The following is a 16405-nucleotide window of genomic DNA, read 5'->3' as shown; positions in this document are numbered from 1 at the left end:
GAGAGTGTCAGTGGCAGGCGGTAATCTATCGGTAGGAGCGGCAAAGATTGCCGAAGCTGGTCCGGTGGAAATCGCGCGCCTCGCTGCACTCCGAGTTGGTCGTTTTTTGGGGGAGGGCAGGCACGGTGCAGACACGGCATATTGGGAATAACTGGGTTCCACTGCTGTACCTAGCGTTGCTCTTTTTGTTCAGCAGTGCCGTGAGCATGATGACGCTGCGCGGGAACGGGGCCTCGGCGCTGTTCTTCGTGCTCAGTTCCGTGCTGGTGGGCGGGCTGAGCGCATACTGGCTCTGGAAGAATCCTTCGTGGTGGCTGGCCCCGCGCAATCACTATCTGTATCTGCTGGGTGGCATCGCCGCCGGCATTCTCCTGACGGCCATCGCGCCATTTCTCAACGGCGCAGGACCCTGGTTTATTCTGGGTGCGGCGCTGGGCGTCTACGGCTACTTTGAACGTCTGCGTTTGCTCATGACAGTGGGCGGCGCCGTGGCCGTGACGGGAATCCTGGCCATGGTGATTCGCGCTGATGTGTGGGGCGGGGTGCTGCAGTTACTTTCGGCCGCCATCTTGGCTTTTGGCGCCAACAAACTCTACGTCCTGCGCAATGGCCGACGTCGCGAGGCCCTGGACAGCGATCCAAACTTCATCGGTTCCTTCGAGGAATTCGATCCCGAGGAAGCACTCCGCCCCTAAACCCTAGGGTTGAAAAGCGCCGATTGTCAGCAGCGTGATCTCGGCATTGCTGCACGCCGTGAGCTCCCGCGGGATCTCTAGGCTGTCCGTTGCGCTCGGTGGATAGACCAGCACGGCACCCGTCTCCACGCGTTGGCAATCCTGATAATTACCCGCCTGCGTGTAGCGCAGCGTCGCGGTCGCGCTCTTGCCGGGAGTCAGCGTGATGGGCCCGTTTGAGGGCAACTTGGCATCCCTGACCGCCGGCGCCCCAACAAACTCGGTGCTGCCCGCCGGGACGAGCGAAACGCCCGGGTAACCATCCAAAATACATGCGGCGCCCGAAGTATTGCTCAGGACTAGGGACATATAAATACTCCCAGCCGCTCCACCTCCGGTACTGTCCAGGGCACCCGTGAGCGACGCCGCGGTGCAAAGCGGCGTTTCCTGCGGCGTGCTTGCCGTGGTTTCCACGGCCGACGGCGTCACCTCCGTCGGTACCGCCGCGGAAGTTTCGATGGGGCTTGGCTGGGTAACGGCGGGCGCGGTAGTTGCCGCCAGCGGTTGGTCCTGGGCCCCGCACGAGACCAACGACGCGCCCACTCCGAGCAAGGCCACCATGGTGAGGAGCGTCCCTCGGTGGATGCGCTTGGCCGGGGACCGCTGCTCAATAGTCATGCCCCCACTTTTGCGTGCATGGAATCCGGAGTCAATCCCCCTCGCCGGGCCGCTCCCATTCCCGCACCAGCCGAGGTAGCCGGTCACCGCCGAGAATACGGTCAACACGATTCTCGGCGCTAACCGGCTACTTCAGCCCTATGAACGGCGCACTGCGCACCGCCTTCGGGGTTAGGCCTTGCGCGAGGAGCGCATGAACGCCAGCCCGCCAAGGATCAGCCCAGCCAAGCCCGCACCCAGGCCGAGCCATGACGCCCAGGAGGTTCCGGCGTCGGCCGTTTCTTCAGAAGCGACGGCCATTGCACCGTGGCCGTCATGACCGTCGCCCGCAACTGCCGGGGTGATGGTCAGCTCCGGGGCGGGAGCCTCAACCGAGTCGTGATCGGCGCCGGCTGCCGGGATTTCCTTCCAATCGGTCTGCCCCACTTCGCAGTTCTGCAGGGTGGGGAAGTGGAGGGTGGTGCCGGCCGCGTCGGGGAGCTGCAGGGAGAGCGTGAAGGTATCGCGCTGCCCGTCCAGAAGCGGGGTCTTGGCCGTGTACGTGATGGAGGCGGTACGCTCGCTGACCTTGCTGCCGTTGGCGAGGGTGCGCGGGGTATCGAGCTTCTGCGTTGCCTTGCTGATGGTCCAGTTCGGGTTGACCGTGGGGGTGGCGTCATTGAGCTCGTCCGGCAAGGTGATGGTCAGCGACTTGGTGGCCGATCCGTCGCAGCCATGACCCACCGCGAAAGTGACCAGGGAGTACGCTCCGGCGGCCGTTTCGCTGGGGGTCGCGGAGACGTGTGCGGATGCGGCGCCGAGGCCAAGAAGCATCAGTCCGGCGGTGGTGCCGAGGGCTGCGGAGGTCTTGAGGGTACGGGAAAAACGCATGGGGTAGTGCCTTTCGAACATGCAAAAAATTACAGGGAAATGGCACCCTGCGAGGAGTTCGAAGGGTGCTAAGCGAAGATTGCTGTTCGGAAGGGAGGACCCCGACGCGTATCGGGGCGTAGATTCCGCCAGGGCAGGCGGAGGAGTGGGCGCGGGATGATGCCGATCCCGGTGCTTTTCACCGGAACAATAAGCACGACGGCGGCACATCGGAAGAGCGGTCGGAGCCAGTGGGCGAGGGACCAGAGGGCGCTTTCGCCGTGGGCCAGCAGGGCAGCGGCGGCGAGGGTAGCGACGATATGCGCGACCATCATCCAGCCCGAGATGGCGCCGGTATGACTCAGAGTTGCCAAGGCGTCGACGTCCGGGGTCCCGGTCGCAGCAGCCTGCGCCAACATGGCTGAGGCGTGGGCCTCGGCCGACATGGCGTGGTGGCTCAGCGCCAACGATGTGGCTGAGCCAGCCGGCTCCGCCGTAGGCATGCCATGAGAGAGGAAATCGAACGCTTTATGCAGCACGATTTGGCTGCTGCCCAACAAGGCGAGCATGACGGGCAGTGTCAGCTGAAACTTCGTGACGATCGTGGAGCACATGATGTGCAAGGCCAAGATGGCCAACATGATGGGCCACAGCGGCAAGGTGCCGCCGGCCACGACGTGCGCCCCGGCCGCGAGGCCCAGAACGGTCGAACCCACCAGCGTGGTTCGGAGCAGCCTAAAGGGAGCGGGTGTCACGGGGCTCCCTTCGCATCAGCTAACGGAGCAAGCTTATCGAGGAATATGGGTCCCGCGCACCTTCGGCCCGTCCGGCCAGAAACCCTCCGGCTGGACTATTTTGTTTCAGGCGGCGGCGGTGGGCCGGGGATCCGTGGGCGTCCCGGGAGTCTCACGGTGAAAGTGGTGTTGCCTAGGGTGCTGCTCATGCTGACGGATCCACCATTGGCCTGCACGAGTCCTTGCACAATGCTTAGCCCCAGCCCGGTGCTGCCGGTGGTGCCCGTTCGGGCGGTGTCGGCGCGGGAGAAACGGTCGAAGATGATCTTTTGGAACTCCGGATCGATGCCCGGGCCGTTGTCGCTGATCTCAAGGAGACACGAACCATCGGCCTCCTTGGACAAGGTGGTGTGGACGGCCGTTCCGGGCGGCGTGTGCTTGGCCGCGTTGGAGAGCAGGTTGAGTAGGATCTGCCGCAGCGTGCCGGCATCGGTGCAGCTGTCCACGGCTTCATCGGGGACGCTAAACGTCCATTCATGATCCGGTGTGGCAACCTGGAGATCGCTGACGGCCTCCATGACGAGCGGGCTCACATTGCTGGTTTTGGTTGCGGGGGTGTTTTGCGCGGCCCCGTTGCGGGTCTCATCCAGCCGTGCCAGCGTCAGCAGGTCCTCCACGAGGCGGCTCATCCGGATCGACTGATCCTGCACCCGGCCCAGGGAGAGTTGCCCGTCCTCGCTCAGCGGCTCGGTCATCGACAGCAGTTCGGCGTAGCCCCGGATGGCCGTCAAGGGTGTGCGGAGCTCATGGCTGGCGTCGGCCACGAAGCGCCGCAGCTTCGTCTCGCTGAGTTGCCGCGCTTCCAAAGCGTGCGAGACGTTATCGAGCATGGCGTTAAAAGCGCTGCCCACATTCCCCACCTCGGTGCCTGGGTGGGCCACCGTGTCCGGGACGCGGGCGCTCAAGGCGACCTCTCCGGCGTCGAGCCTGAGCGTGGAAACCTTGGTGGCGGTCTCGGAGAGCTGCGCGAGGGGGCGGAGATTGCGGCGGATGATGGCGGTTCCGGCCCAGCCCAGCGCCATGAGTCCGGCCAATGAGACGAGCCCGATCGAGAGCACGAGCGTCGAGAGCGTCTGCTCCGTGGCGGTGCGCGGAAGGCCGGTGATGAGGATGCTGCCATCGGGGGCGGCCTGCGCTTGCAAGCGGTAGTCGCCCAGAGTCAGCGTTTTGTCGACGAAGCTGCCGTCGGTGGGGAGTGCGGCCAGGACAGTGGCGTCGGCGAGGGTCAGCTGTTTGCGAGTGCCGTCGGAGGCCAGGATTCCCGCGTAATGGACGACGGCGTCACTCAAGACCGCGCTCAACTGGCCAGCGCTGGTGGCCCGGGCATCGAGGGGGTCGCGCTGGGTGGGCGAGCCCGTGTAGTAGGCGGCGGTGCGGACGGAGGCCTGCTGGACAGCGGTGTCGAGCTGGCTATTGGCCGTGACGCTCAGGGTTGTGTAGGCGACCAGGCCCACGAGGGCGCAAATGACCGTCAATAGCGCCAGCATGACCACGACGAGCCGGGTGCTCAGATGCCAGGTACCGGGGTGCAGGACCTTGAGCTTGGTGAGCGCTGGGGTCATGGCTTGATCACGTAACCGGAACCCCGGACCGTGTGGATCATGGGTTCGCGATCGGCGTCGATCTTCTTGCGCAGGTAGGAAATGTAGAGCTCGACGATGTTGCTTTGGCCGCCGAAATCGTAGTTCCACACGCGCTCGAGGATGCGGGCCTTGCTGACCACATGGCGGGGGTTTTCCATGAGGAATTTCAGCAGCTCAAATTCGGTGGCCGTCAGTGAGATGTCGACGCCGTCGCGTTGCACACCCTTGGTGTCCTTGTTGAGCGTCAGATCACCCACGCTGAGGTGGGCAAATTGTGGGGCCGTGACGCCGGAACGCTGCACGATGCGGTGCAGGCGCAGGATGACTTCCTTCATGCTGAAGGGCTTACTGACGTAGTCGTCGCCGCCGGCTTGCAGGCCGAGCACCTTGTCCGAGACCTCGTCCTTGGCCGTGAGGAAAAGCGCGGGCACCTCGGGGAAGATGGTGCGGATTTTTTGCAACAGTTCGACGCCGTCCATGCCGGGCATCATGATGTCCAGAACCAAAACATCGGGAAAGAATTCGCGGGCCTTCTTCAGCGCCGCGAAGCCGTCGTGGGCGGTTTCCACCCGCCACCCCGTCATCTCCAGGCCACGACGCATCAGATCCGCCAGCTCGGGCTCGTCGTCAACGACCAGGGCTCGGATGGGCTGACCGTCAGCTCGAGTGAGCTTGGGCAGTGCTGATGCAGGAGTCTGAGATGCCATACGTTCATTCTCTGCTATCCAACCCGAGGATTGCTGGATGGTTCCCGAACGTTGCCTGTGTCTTAGACTGTGCGAATGCCGACCATGGCAGTTCTCAATGAAAGCTAGAGAACCTTGTGTGGAGGAGAATCGTGGCTACAAATTTTACTAGGCGGACCAGCAAAGTTGCTTGGCGTCCGACGAAGTCGTTTTGGATCGTCTCGGCGATTTGGCTTTTGTTCCTGATCATCGCCATCTCCACCGGTGGGTTTGGTGCTTGGCTGGTCATGTTCGCACTGTTTTTCGTTGTGACGGCACTGTATTCTCTTCTTTCTGGTCGCCGCTCGTGGCTTGGGTTGCCACATCGGAAGGGAGCAGGTGGCGCGATCGGAGGCGGTGTCGTTGCCTTGATTATTGGTGCGATGTTGGTTCCGCCGGCAGCCGTGGAGACCAGCACCATTCAGCCTCTTGTCGCTCTCCCAGCTACGACCACAAGCAGTGCTTCCGCGTCTCCCAGTCCAACGCCGAGCCCGACGCCGAAGTATGTGCTGCTCGAAGAGTGTTTCTCTGGCGGACAGGCTGTCACAGAACTGTCGGTGAGCTATGTTTGCACGCTTGATGACAAGGGTGTTCTCGTCTGGATGACGGAGAAGGATTCCAAGGTTCTCGTTGCGCAGCGAGCCGACGATAAGAAACGCGCGGATGAGAAAATCGTCGCAGAGAAGGCTGCCGCCGATAAAGCTGTGTCAGACAAAGTCGCAGCCGATCAGCTCGTAGCCGAGCAAGCTGCGCAACAGCAAGCCGCCGCGGCTCAAGCCGCACAAGTTGAGGCCGACCGAGTCGCTGCCGAGCAGGCTGCGCAACAGCAAGCTCCCGCGATTCAGCCGCTCGTCCAGGTACCTGCAGAAGTTCCGGTTGAGGCCCCTGCAGCTGCTTACTATCCAAACTGCGATGCGGCTAAGGCCGCTGGTGCGGCACCCATGTATGTGGGTCATCCGGGGTACCGGCCCGGACTGGACCGGGACAAAGACGGCATTGCCTGCGATAAGTAGCTAGGCACCATGCCGGTCTGAAATGCAAAGAGGCGCCCATCGAAATCTCGATGGGCGCCTCTTATGCGTTGTGTCGCGTGATTACACGACGAAGAAGATCAAAAGGCCAAAACCAACGACGCCGATGATGGTTGAAGCAACGCCAATGATGCCGCCAGCCAATGCACCGGGAGTGCTCTCAGAAGAATGCGCTGACGTCTGTGTTTTGGTTTGAGTACCCAATGGTTTCCTTTGTTCAACGTCCGGGTGGACCGGGCCGGGAGAATGGATGCGGAGCCATCACGATTTGGCGGCACGCAAAAAAGTTCGCCGAAGGATCGGCGCTTATCCAAGCTTACCAAGTCTGGCCGCACTAGGGCCGAGTGAGACCTTCGGTGCCCGGGAAATGCGGTCAATGACCCGAACTATTAAAGAGGAAAGGCGCCTACCTCGCTGATAATTCAACGATGTAGGCGCCTTCCACATTGGCGGTGACGGTGGGATTTGAAACCCTTAGTTCGCGCAGGTCACGGTCATGATCCGCGAAAACACGACGTTTTCAATCATCCTCAGTCACTCTAAATCAGATCAAATCATGGGCAAGTGTGGGCAAAATGTGGGCAGAATCGGTTCCCGAAAGCAAGTAGGCAGGTGGCGTCGGGTTTACTCTTGCCAGATAGAAGCTTGATCCGAACGTAAGCCAAGTCGAGCGCGTGCGCGGCCTGCCGGTTGAAGCGACTGAAATTGGACAACAGCATCGTCATAGAGCTTCCCAGCTCCAGATGTATCGGAAACCGTGATCAGCATTGCAAAAGGCAAGGTGCTGGGCGACTTATCCAGTTGACCTCGGCTGCGAGTGAGGTAGTTCAGCTCGATACGAGGGTCTTCAACTTCGCCAGGACTTAGACTGAATCGGTAGTGCCTCAGTGTTTCCCATTTTCCGCTCTCTCGCAGATTCACTTCCGACGAACCTCTGGAAGCGCCCAATGTCTTCGTTACTGGTTCTTGGCTCTCACGCCAGCCCGCCTGGATCAGTTGGAGGGCTTCTTGGCTTCGCCTATCCAGTGTTCTTCCGTCGCCGTTGTGGGGCGAAGTAAACCTGTGCGTAAACGCATGTGGCCGCAATGCGAGGTCAATTGATGCGCTCGTGTATTCAGTGGCTTCGGTAGGTTCCACCGGTGACAAATAGGCCAGCGTAATTCGCACTTCCAGTTTCCCGACCATACCTCGCGGTATGGGGAGCTTGTATGCCGTAAGTTCCCCTCGTTCAGTGGAATCCTTGTAGAGTACGTGAGTCTCATCGGCTGAGCAGGTTAGGACGTCCAGGAAGTCACTTGGAATTCGTCCGTATCCAACTTCGCTCTGAAGCTGTAGATGCCTTGTCTTAGGACGTTCGGCAAAATGTACTCCGAAAGCCCTCAAAACATTGGCATTTACTACCGGCAAATTGATTGCCAATTCGGACATGGCATGTGTAACCAAGGGTGCTGCGAAGCTAGTACCCGTCGCCTCCAGGAAAGTGCCATCGGCGGCCAAAATTGGGAATTTCTGCGCTTCCGAACCGCCAAATTGGAGCCCTAGTGGCTGAATCCTACTTCCCCAACGGCCTGGCCCGACAGACGAGTATGAGGCTCGTTTCCACGGAGCGGTCGGTGTTGGGGAATCACAAGCTCCTACAGAGAATCCGTTCACCATATCGCCCGGAACTTGGACCCGGTCGCGTCCGGAGGCTGAATCTAAGTGGCCGTCATTGCCAGCCGCAACAACGAAAAGTACGTCACGTTCCCAAGCCAGAGTGTCCAATTCGCTGGTCCACCTATTGGGTTCCGAATCGTCTTGAACGGGCAGAGTCGGTCCTAGACTTAGATTGATGATTTTGTGCTCGTCAAGTGACACAACATCCTTGATTTGATCAAGGACCCAGTATCCGAACATATCGTCTGGAATTGGCGGTGGAGGCAAAACTCGGAAGCTATCAAGCGGTAGAGGTGGAGTTGCAGCATGTTGGCCGTGTTGAATAAGACCATAGAGTGCAGCGCCAGTAACGGCGGTTCCATGCAAAAGAGAATCTGGGTCAGCAACTTGTCCGGTCAGGTCAAATGATGCTGCAACCATGTGGCCATTGATGTTTGCCACATCATTCAACCCGCCATCAAATACCGCAACTTTGAAAGAGTCGTCCCTCGTTGCGGTGGTTTTTGGTCCATGCCAGGCAGCGGAGGACCTCAAACCGAATAGCGGCCGTGGAGGAATGGCTGGCATTGGCCTAACGATCCTCAATGCATTGAAGGCGGATAACTCTTCCATTGAGCGTTTTGAAGCTCGCACGGGAACGAATGTCAATCCACCAACTCTTCGAACGAAGTCGAGTTCAATTTGACCTCCAAAACTCTCTACAGCTGACCGCCATTGAGCCACTGTTTCTTCAGTAGCTGCTTCGAGGGCGTTACCGCGCAGGCCAATGGGATTTAGTACGGTCTCCCACAGAATGACCTCGTCCAGGTCTGTTTCGACGGCTTCGACTGCACGCGTTAGGACCTGCGAGGGGAGCGAAAACTCGTCGAGTTTACGAATTTCTTCGAATGCGGCCCGTTCTGTTCTTGTTTGTCCCCGTGATTCAACGAGGACTTCAAGCGCGGCTAGTGAATCGTTCGGCACGGCTAACACTAGCCGGCGAGTGATCGCTTCTTTGGATGTCGACGACGTGCGGTAGATACCTTTTTCTGCTCTTGATCCGACCGGCATGGCCCCGAGCTGGTTCAGTAGCTGGCCTGGAAATGACGAGGCAGCCAAGTAATTTGGCAGCAACTTCGCTTCGATAAATGTGTGTCCTGGTAAGCGCATTTCAGGGCTGAGGCCCCCAACCTTGGCTCGAACCGATTGAACCTGTGGGAGAAGTATTTCGCGGGCTTCACCTGCGGTTTGGGGCTCGAACTTATCTCCACCGCCGGTTGGTGGCTTTTCGACGGGCGTTCGCAAGGCTTCGCCTTTATATAGAAGCGGGCGTCTCGGCAGGTTTTGTTCAGTCATTTAGGTTCCCCACTATCTAGGCGACGGACAGCATTGGAGACCGTAGGATGACTCACGCCTGACAGGTCTGCAATTCTTCGTAACGATAGCCCATATTCTCGGTAGAGCCTGTGCCAGAGTATGGTGCGTGGTTCCCCGCCATTAGGCTGTTGCTTTAAGAGTTCCGTAAGCAGGACTTTTTCGAAAGACGTATTCTGGAGAACGCTTCTCCTCGCGGCCCTTTCCGCAAGTCTGACCAAGTCTGACGGGGAGCTTCCCTCTGTAATGTCGGCCACGGCACGCACCATGGTTTGAGCAAGTTCACCGTTAGTCGCACTATTAATTAGTACCTCCCGCTCGGCACGGCCTGGTAGTGGGAAATTCACGATTCGATCGAATCGCCGCCCAATCGCTGGATCCAATAGTTGAGGATGATTAGTAGCGGCAATCAAGAAGCTTCGGTTGTCCCATCTATCCAGCTCTACGAGCAGTACATTGACGATCCGTTTGAGTTCACCCACGTCACCGTCGTCGTCGCGTGCCTTAGCGAGGGCGTCAAACTCATCAAGTAGAAGTACGCAGGTGTTGGACTTTGCAAAGTCCAACACGGACCTAATGTTTCGCCCGGAGGTTCCCAGATAGCTCGAAAGTACAGAGGCTAAGTCCAGAGAAACCAGTGGCAATCCGACCTGGCTGGCAATCCACTGACTGGCAAGGGTCTTACCCACGCCAGGGGGGCCTGAGAATAACACTGAACGAGAGGGCTCGAGCCCTCTTAGTGCCAGAAGAGTCTCGTTTTTTCGTTCGAGTACAATTTCGTCAAGGTCTTCCTGTACAGACATTGGCAAGACTAGGCTCGCTCCGTCAGGTGACTCGTCCAGTTGGACCAACGCGCCTGCACCTCCAGCTTCCATCGGTAGCGTATCTGCCGAAAACTGGAGGCCCTGGCTGCGGGTAGAACTGATTGCCGAGTGCAATTCGCGGCGAAAAGCTTCAACGTCCACGATACCGTCCGGGACTCTTCGTATGAGTTGGTTTGCCATCTTGCGGACAGCGCTGGGGCTCCCTTTCATGCCCACCCTGGCCAAGTCCACCAGTGCTGCTTCGATGGAATCGCTAGTGTGGAAAGAATTGCTAGGGAGAGTCTGCATGCTTACCACCTTACGTCTCTAGTAGCTCAGAATCAGCATTCTTCGATGGTAAGAGACGGGTCTGACATTGGGTGGATCTAGTGTCAAGCGTGATTCTACTCGCTGCTCGGCATCTAGGTCTCAGCCGCACTATCACTAGAGACAGAGCCGCCGGCACCAGCGAGAGTCAGCGACAGCAACAGTTCCAGCAGCAGGAGAAGGTCCCTTGGTGCCAGGGCTGGGGCCAGATCCAGCAGGGCTGGAGCATGACCAGGGCAGCCGGCAGCGTCATTAGCGCGGGCAACGCCAGTAGTGGCGCGGACACCGGCCGAAAATTGAACAGCGGTCTAGGATCTTACCCTCGGAACTGACAAGTGCGGCATCAATGCGGCGCCAGTTACTATCAGGATTGATGGGCAGAGTGTTGGAGGAAGGCGGAGGGGCTTTGTGCTGCCAGAATGGTGCGATGAGCGAAAGTTACGTCGGTGCCCCGCGGCCCCGTGTCCTTGTCCTTGGGCTTACCGATGACGAAGTCGAAAGCCTCCGCCCACTCGCTGGCAGTTTGCGAGTAACGAATAGTCTGTACGATGTCCATGCAGAAGAGCATGATGTCCTTGTAATTACAGATGCCAATTTCAGCGAGGGCTCACATAGCTTCCACCGGCGCATTGTATTTGCGGCAGCGCCGGAATTAGAACCCACAGGAACGTCTATTGTGCCGTCGTCGGGAACCAGTGGAAGCTATCGAAAACCCACGAAGAGTCGCACACAATTCAAACCGAGTCTCGACATAGAGGTCACGGCATTCTCGCGCCAGCATGGCATAGAATCGCTCGTTGACCGGAGTTGTGTCCCAGAAGCCGGGGCGTCCTACACGGGGTTCATGACACCGGTATGGCCGGCGTACACGACGCATGAGCTGGTGAGGGAACGTCTCTCGACGCCTCTCGTTCTCGCGGCTGTCCTTGAAAAGGATAAAGATGGCGCTGTGCACGACTCGGCCGTCTGGCTGCCTGATTGTGCCAGGTCAGCATTGAATGAATGGGTTACCTTCGCTTTTTCCCGCTGGCGTCTTGCCGAACCTGCCGTATTTCCGGAGTCGGCCGAATGGACAAAATCAAATGACTGGGCAGCAATGGACGAGATTGAATCGCGGCGCCGGCTTGCTGAGTTCGACGAAGTGCAGGCGAGCCTTCGCGAGCAAGCTGAGAAAGAACGTCTACGACTGACAAATGCCATCGCAACAGCCGAGCAAGATGGTCAGTCCTGGCGGGATCTTGTCTCTGAAACCGGTGACCCGCTCGTAGCCGCAGTCAAACATGCCCTGGAACTTTTCGAATTCACGGTAATCGACTCGGACGATCTCCCTCAGCATAAGGGGAAGAAACGCGAAGATCTGCGCGTGTTGGACGGGGACTGGGTAGCGCTCGTGGAAGTAAAAGGATATGGGCGCGCTGCAAAGTCCAATGATTTGCAACAGGTTTCCAGCGCGAGCGTAGCGTTTGCAGTAGCCGAGGGCCGTGCACCGGATGCCCTCTGGTACGTGCCAAATATCTATCGGGACGTTGATCCCGCTCAGCGTGAAGTGGCCTTGGTCGGGCGTGAGGATGACCTTGTGACATTTGGCGAGAACCACAATGGGTGCCTTATCGACACTCGAGATTTGTTCGTGCTGCGACAGGGCGTCGTACTCGGCCAGATCACACCGGCGGCTGCGCGTGAACAGCTCAAAACTGCTGTTTCACGATACTAGATCGACGCTGGGGCATCGGCTCTAACAACTACGGCCAACACCAACAAGGCCAGTAGAACCATGCCAACGGCTGCAACGCTGATCGGAACCAAGAACCTTGGCGTCAACATTCCGACACCAGCTCGACCACGGCCACCATTATGGCCAGCTCGGCAACGGGCACGAAGGCTAGCAGCTCCGTCAAACGCGGGCGTAGCACTGCAGGGGCGCCAGCACGGCCAAGGTAATGGATCGCGGCCAGAAGCAACAGGGCGCCAACAATTGCAGTACCGTCACGATCACCCGCACGACCAGCTCCGCCATCAACCAAGGCGGGGCCAGCAACGGCACGGCACCAACAACAGCTCCCCACCAAGGGTTCTGCCAACGACGGTGCCGCCAACAGCAGTGGTGGGGCGGCGAAGACAGTTAGTTCGGTCAGAATATGCGCGGGTGACCGGCATTCGTCCCCCTAGCTAGGCATCCCTAAGATAGGGGAACGGGGTCGTCCCGTGGAGTATGAGGGGACTTTTATGGCTTCGCGTGTATGTGGTTATTGTGGGGTTCACGCCCACTTCACTCCCGCTGGGGAAACGTCAGTTGTACATGATGAGGAGACCGAAGGTGCAATCATCTACGTGCAAGCAGCTTTCAGTTGCGCCGCTTGTAAACTGCTCAGCCTGGGATCAACAGATATCTTCGCCGGGTCTTCAGAATGGGCCTACGAGCTTGTAGCGGGAGAAGAGGTCAAGTACTGGTCCGCGATTGGTGTAGAAAGCTGGCTCCCCGACAACGGCGGGCCAAAGATCGCCAATCTACCAGCTACCGTCCAGAAGGCCTCGGAGGAAGCCTTCAAAAGCTTCAAAGCTGGACAGCACATGGCGGCCATCCTGATGGCGCGCACCACGATTGAAGCTACGGCTAAAGCGCACGGAATCGACAAGGGAACGCTTGCATCAAAGATCAAGAAGATGCATGACCAGCACCTAATCCTTGTCTCCACCAAGACTGCTGCTGATGCGATCCGGGACTTCGGAAATGACATGGCTCATGGAGACCTTGACGTGGCCGTGGCTTGGAGCGACGCCCGCGACTGCGTTCAGCTCATGGAACTCATCTTGCGCGAGGTCTTTGAATTGCCTCACTTGGCGTCGCAGCTCGAGGCTCGCGCTGCCAAACGCAAAGCCCAGTCAGTACCGGCAGAGCAGTGAACAGCGACGAGACGTGGTTGCTCTACCTCTTCAGTGGACTTTTCGGTGCGGTCATCAGCGGAGTTGTGGCTGCCATAGTGGCAGTACTTCTGTTGCGAAAGACGAACCAACATGTGTCCAGCGAAGCCGTCAAGAACATAACGGAGCAGCGACGACTGGCTGCATTGGAGACCAAAGCGGCAGAAGCGCGCGCTGACAAAGCTCTCACTGCACAGCGGGAAGGGCTTGAGCTTCAATTGTCAGAGCAGAAACGGCATTCCAGTTTGGCTCGCAAGGTAGATGCGGCGGCAGAGCTTGCGAGCACGATCAGGGCCATACCCACCCTTCTCGATGGGAGCACTACAGCCTCAAACGCGATCAACCGTTCTGGCCTCCAGGCAAGATCAGCGGCTTTGCGGTGGATCATTGAGGACGATGACATCGACCTTGCATTGTGTATCGAGGAATTCATAGTTGAAGTCGTCACGGCAACACTCAAGCTTGACGCCATTCGCCCCGTCGAATACTCCGCAGGTTCCCGATTTCACCATCTGACAGTGATGTCCAATGATTTTGCAAACTGCATTGTTCACGTGGCAAAGACGGCGGTGAGAGACGATCAAGCGCGACCGATTCGGTATCTGGAAGAGCTAATTGAGAAAATGCGGCAGGAACTCGGATAACGACCAAGACTAGGGGTTGAAGACAAGAGTGTTTTGGAACATCACAGCAGACAACTGGGCAATACTTTGGGGCGCCATCATCGCCGGCGGATCAGCAGCCCTCGTGGCAATGATCGTACTTTGGCGCACGAATGCCCATCAGGCAAAGCTCTCTCGTAGGCAATTGGATGAACAGCGAAATCAAGGCCAGCTAGCGCGGCGAATTGAAGCGCTGTCCGAGGTGTCAGCAGTCCTCACCTCCATGGTGATGCAACGGGACGCTGACTTCCACCAGCTGGCCGCCCTGGGCACGGAGGGGAATGCCGCCGTTATGCGTTGGCGCCTAAACAATGGCGATGCTGGTATTGCCGTTTCGCTGGGGCGCCTAGTTGGAGATGTTTCCGTAGCCAGCATGTACTACTCCGGGCACGCGACACCTGGCGGCAAGCTCCCTGGAGCACTTCTCAACGTAGGGGTAACGATTCACGACCTGAATAAGCTTGTAGTGACCTTGGCGACGGAACAGGAACCGACCGAAACCGTGGCGGACGGCCTGAAGGAACTTTCGGCCGATTTTCGAGAAGAGCTCCGAAAGCATGGAGTGGCAGGGCGAGCCGACGAATCGTTGCAATGACGCTCAGAACAGGGCCAGCTGCTGTGGCGGTGCGGTGATATCGATGCATTCGATGGGTGTGTTTTCCATGAGCATGGTGTAGTCGTTGGGCCCCAGGATAGGGAGAAGCCGGTGCGGGGTGTTTTCCATCCAGGATGCGCGACGGTTGGCCGCCCTTGATGTCGCGGTACGGGAACAGGCGGGGGACGCCAACTGCGGTGCGGCCGTCGATGCGCCATGGGAGGTAGTCCATGGCGGCTGGTCCTCCGGTTATCCAGTTGCCGTCGTTGCGGATTCGTTCCACGCGGGCCGGCATATCTGTCGTTTGTGCCATCAGAACAACCTGGCTTCAATCTCGTCCCGTTGCGCCGTTGCGCCGTTGCGCCGTTGCGCCGATGCGGCCACCAGGGCGGCCCGGACCGCAGCGTCCAACGGGCACCAGCTTGACCAACAGCACCAGCGACCACGGTGACCAACGGCGGCGACTGACCAGGGCCAGCACCTCAGCAACGGCAACAGCTCGACCAGAGCCAGCAGGACCATGACAGAGCAGAACCGTTGGCACCAGCACCAGCACCAGCACCAGAGCGAGAGCAGGGCCAGCACCAGCAGCGGGAGCAGGACCAGCGTCAGCAGCGCGAGAGCCAGCAAAGCCAGAGCCAGGGCGGGAGCAGGACCGCCGGCACCAACAGCGAGAGCCAGCAAAGCCAGAGCCAGGGCTGAGTCAACAGAGCCAGCAGGAGGGCAGAGCCGGCACCAGAGCGGGAGCCAACAGATCCAGCAGGACCAGGGCAGGACCAGCGCCAGAGCCAGGGCCAGCAGGTCCAGCATGAGCAGGACCAACAGCGAGAGCCAGAGCAGAGCAGGGCAGAGCCGGCATGACCGTTGGCACCAGCAGCGGGAGCCAACAGATCCAGCAGGACCAGGGCAGCGAGAGCAGGACCAGGGCAGAGCAGGACCGTTGGACCGCCGGCACCAGAGTCAGCGGGAGCCAACAGATCCAGAATGACCAGAGCCAGCACCAGAGCAGGGCAGAGCAGAGCGGAACCGCCGGCACCAGAGTCAGCGGGAGCCAACAGATCCAGCACGACCAGGGCAGCGAGAGCAGTACCAGAACCAGAGTCAGAATGACCAGAGCAGGACGGTTGGACCGCCGGCACCAGAGTCAGCGGGAGCATGACCGCCGGCACCAGCAGCCAGCAGCCAGAGCCAGCGGGAGCAGCGGCCAGAGCAACAGCGCCGGCATGACCGGGGCAGAACCGTTGGCACCAGCACCAGCAGGAGCAGGACCAACGGCGAGAGCCAGAGTCAGAGTCAGAGCGGGGCCGTTGGCACCAGCAGATCCAGAGCAGAGCAGCCGGCACCAGCAGCGGAGTAACAGTGCCGGCGCGACCAGGACAGGACCGTTGGCACCAGAGCCAGCAGCCAGAGCCAGAGCAGGGCAGAACCGCCGGCACCAGATCCAGCACCAGAGCGGGAGCAGAACCGCCGGCACCAGATCCAGCACCAGAGCGGGAGCAGGACCAGCAGCCAGAGCAGGGGAGAGCAGCCGGCACCAGCAGGACCAGCGGGAGCAACAGCGCCGGCGTGACCAGGACAGGACCGTTGGCACCAGCACCAGCACCAGCACCAGCACCAGCACCAGCAGCGAGAGCAGGACTAGAGCCGCCGGCAGGAACAGAGCGTGACGGCACAGTAGCCGAGTGGTGACGGCAAATCCATAGCACTGTCACGGTATAACCGCAGGTCAGAGCCACGCCATGACTCACTGACG

Annotated in this window: 19 protein-coding genes; 6 read left to right on the top strand and 13 right to left on the bottom strand. The window is 59.5% G+C overall.

The window, feature by feature from the left end; genetic code table 11:
* Positions 1-47 precede the first annotated feature (47 nt).
* Positions 48-695 carry a hypothetical protein gene (locus tag CVS30_RS06365; RefSeq protein WP_110484500.1) on the top strand — a complete coding sequence of 216 codons (648 nt, stop codon included), beginning with the start codon at positions 48-50 and terminating at the stop codon, positions 693-695.
* Positions 696-698: 3 nt separating this feature from the next.
* Here CVS30_RS06365 and CVS30_RS06360 read toward each other — a convergent pair whose 3' ends face one another.
* The 5 genes from CVS30_RS06360 to CVS30_RS06340 form a co-directional block, all read right to left on the bottom strand.
* Complete coding sequence (locus CVS30_RS06360; RefSeq protein WP_110484499.1) at positions 699-1352, bottom strand: DUF4232 domain-containing protein; 654 nt, start codon at positions 1350-1352, stop codon at positions 699-701.
* Positions 1353-1523: 171 nt separating this feature from the next.
* Positions 1524-2222 carry a YcnI family copper-binding membrane protein gene (locus tag CVS30_RS06355; protein WP_110484498.1) on the bottom strand — a complete coding sequence of 233 codons (699 nt, stop codon included), beginning with the start codon at positions 2220-2222 and terminating at the stop codon, positions 1524-1526.
* 68 nt (positions 2223-2290) lie between these two features.
* Positions 2291-2956, bottom strand: a complete 666-nt coding sequence (locus tag CVS30_RS06350; RefSeq protein WP_110484497.1) for a hypothetical protein — start codon at positions 2954-2956, stop codon at positions 2291-2293.
* A gap of 95 nt (positions 2957-3051) precedes the next feature.
* Positions 3052-4557: a sensor histidine kinase gene (locus CVS30_RS06345; RefSeq protein ID WP_110484496.1), complete on the bottom strand. Its 1506-nt coding sequence runs from the start codon at positions 4555-4557 to the stop codon at positions 3052-3054.
* Positions 4554-5285, bottom strand: a complete 732-nt coding sequence (locus CVS30_RS06340; RefSeq protein ID WP_110484495.1) for a response regulator transcription factor — start codon at positions 5283-5285, stop codon at positions 4554-4556. The genes CVS30_RS06345 and CVS30_RS06340 overlap by 4 nt, the downstream gene beginning before the upstream one ends.
* Before the next feature lie 131 nt (positions 5286-5416).
* Here CVS30_RS06340 and CVS30_RS06335 point away from each other — a divergent pair, with 131 nt between their 5' ends.
* On the top strand, positions 5417-6316 hold the full coding sequence (locus CVS30_RS06335) for an excalibur calcium-binding domain-containing protein (protein WP_245934469.1): 900 nt from the start codon (positions 5417-5419) through the stop codon (positions 6314-6316).
* A gap of 81 nt (positions 6317-6397) precedes the next feature.
* On the opposite strand, the gene CVS30_RS17935 is transcribed toward CVS30_RS06335, so the two are convergent.
* From CVS30_RS17935 to CVS30_RS06315, 4 genes are all read right to left on the bottom strand, one after another.
* Positions 6398-6538, bottom strand: a complete 141-nt coding sequence (locus CVS30_RS17935) for a hypothetical protein (protein ID WP_181419709.1) — start codon at positions 6536-6538, stop codon at positions 6398-6400.
* 420 nt (positions 6539-6958) lie between these two features.
* Positions 6959-9325, bottom strand: a complete 2367-nt coding sequence (locus CVS30_RS06330) for a S8 family peptidase (protein ID WP_110484494.1) — start codon at positions 9323-9325, stop codon at positions 6959-6961.
* Complete coding sequence (locus CVS30_RS18545; protein ID WP_370800591.1) at positions 9322-10146, bottom strand: AAA family ATPase; 825 nt, start codon at positions 10144-10146, stop codon at positions 9322-9324. The genes CVS30_RS06330 and CVS30_RS18545 overlap by 4 nt, the downstream gene beginning before the upstream one ends.
* Positions 10147-10837: 691 nt before the next feature.
* Positions 10838-11029 carry a hypothetical protein gene (locus CVS30_RS06315; protein WP_146233362.1) on the bottom strand — a complete coding sequence of 64 codons (192 nt, stop codon included), beginning with the start codon at positions 11027-11029 and terminating at the stop codon, positions 10838-10840.
* Between the two features lie 288 nt (positions 11030-11317).
* Between CVS30_RS06315 and CVS30_RS06310 the strand changes: the two genes are divergently transcribed.
* Positions 11318-12187, top strand: coding sequence for a hypothetical protein (locus CVS30_RS06310; protein ID WP_146233361.1), 870 nt, complete (start codon positions 11318-11320; stop codon positions 12185-12187).
* A gap of 103 nt (positions 12188-12290) precedes the next feature.
* Here the strand turns inward: CVS30_RS06310 and CVS30_RS06305 are convergent, their stop codons facing one another.
* Positions 12291-12554 (bottom strand): hypothetical protein, encoded by a 264-nt coding sequence (locus CVS30_RS06305; RefSeq protein WP_146233360.1) that lies wholly within the window; start codon positions 12552-12554, stop codon positions 12291-12293.
* A 250-nt stretch (positions 12555-12804) separates the two neighbouring features.
* Here CVS30_RS06305 and CVS30_RS06300 point away from each other — a divergent pair, with 250 nt between their 5' ends.
* The 3 genes from CVS30_RS06300 to CVS30_RS06290 are packed head-to-tail and all read left to right on the top strand — an operon-like array spanning position 12805 to position 14652.
* The gene (locus CVS30_RS06300; protein ID WP_181419708.1) at positions 12805-13377 is read left to right on the top strand and encodes a DUF4145 domain-containing protein; all 573 of its coding nucleotides are present in this window, start codon (positions 12805-12807) and stop codon (positions 13375-13377) included.
* On the top strand, positions 13374-14039 hold the full coding sequence (locus tag CVS30_RS06295; RefSeq protein ID WP_110484487.1) for a hypothetical protein: 666 nt from the start codon (positions 13374-13376) through the stop codon (positions 14037-14039). The genes CVS30_RS06300 and CVS30_RS06295 overlap by 4 nt, the downstream gene beginning before the upstream one ends.
* Positions 14040-14067: 28 nt before the next feature.
* Positions 14068-14652, top strand: coding sequence for a hypothetical protein (locus CVS30_RS06290; protein ID WP_110484486.1), 585 nt, complete (start codon positions 14068-14070; stop codon positions 14650-14652).
* A gap of 3 nt (positions 14653-14655) precedes the next feature.
* On the opposite strand, the gene CVS30_RS18385 is transcribed toward CVS30_RS06290, so the two are convergent.
* From CVS30_RS18385 to CVS30_RS17780, 3 genes are all read right to left on the bottom strand, one after another.
* Complete coding sequence (locus CVS30_RS18385) at positions 14656-14781, bottom strand: hypothetical protein (RefSeq protein ID WP_281268069.1); 126 nt, start codon at positions 14779-14781, stop codon at positions 14656-14658.
* A gap of 183 nt (positions 14782-14964) precedes the next feature.
* On the bottom strand, positions 14965-15462 hold the full coding sequence (locus CVS30_RS06285) for a hypothetical protein (protein ID WP_146233359.1): 498 nt from the start codon (positions 15460-15462) through the stop codon (positions 14965-14967).
* Between the two features lie 334 nt (positions 15463-15796).
* A complete protein-coding gene (locus CVS30_RS17780; RefSeq protein WP_146233358.1) occupies positions 15797-16273 on the bottom strand; it encodes a hypothetical protein in 477 nt (158 codons plus the stop codon).
* Positions 16274-16405: the final 132 nt, after the last annotated feature.

Origin of the sequence: Arthrobacter psychrolactophilus, from assembly GCF_003219795.1 — a bacterium.
GTDB lineage: Bacteria > Actinomycetota > Actinomycetes > Actinomycetales > Micrococcaceae > Specibacter > Specibacter psychrolactophilus.
Note: the sequence above shows the minus strand (reverse complement) of the source record. Positions and strands in the feature narration are given on the sequence as shown.

Bases quoted from the DNA above. Each gene is read 5' to 3' on its own strand.
- CVS30_RS06360 (WP_110484499.1), bottom strand. From the start codon at position 1,352: ATGACTATTGAGCAGCGGTCCCCGGCCAAGCGCATCCACCGAGGGACG.
- CVS30_RS06355 (WP_110484498.1), bottom strand. From the start codon at position 2,222: ATGCGTTTTTCCCGTACCCTCAAGACCTCCGCAGCCCTCGGCACCACC.
- CVS30_RS06345 (WP_110484496.1), bottom strand. From the start codon at position 4,557: ATGACCCCAGCGCTCACCAAGCTCAAGGTCCTGCACCCCGGTACCTGG.
- CVS30_RS06340 (WP_110484495.1), bottom strand. From the start codon at position 5,285: ATGGCATCTCAGACTCCTGCATCAGCACTGCCCAAGCTCACTCGAGCT.
- CVS30_RS06330 (WP_110484494.1), bottom strand. From the start codon at position 9,325: ATGACTGAACAAAACCTGCCGAGACGCCCGCTTCTATATAAAGGCGAA.
- CVS30_RS18545 (WP_370800591.1), bottom strand. From the start codon at position 10,146: ATGTCTGTACAGGAAGACCTTGACGAAATTGTACTCGAACGAAAAAAC.
- CVS30_RS06315 (WP_146233362.1), bottom strand. From the start codon at position 11,029: ATGGACATCGTACAGACTATTCGTTACTCGCAAACTGCCAGCGAGTGG.
- CVS30_RS06310 (WP_146233361.1), top strand. From the start codon at position 11,318: ATGACACCGGTATGGCCGGCGTACACGACGCATGAGCTGGTGAGGGAA.
- CVS30_RS18385 (WP_281268069.1), bottom strand. From the start codon at position 14,781: ATGGAAAACACCCCGCACCGGCTTCTCCCTATCCTGGGGCCCAACGAC.
- CVS30_RS06285 (WP_146233359.1), bottom strand. From the start codon at position 15,462: ATGCTGGACCTGCTGGCCCTGGCTCTGGCGCTGGTCCTGCCCTGGTCC.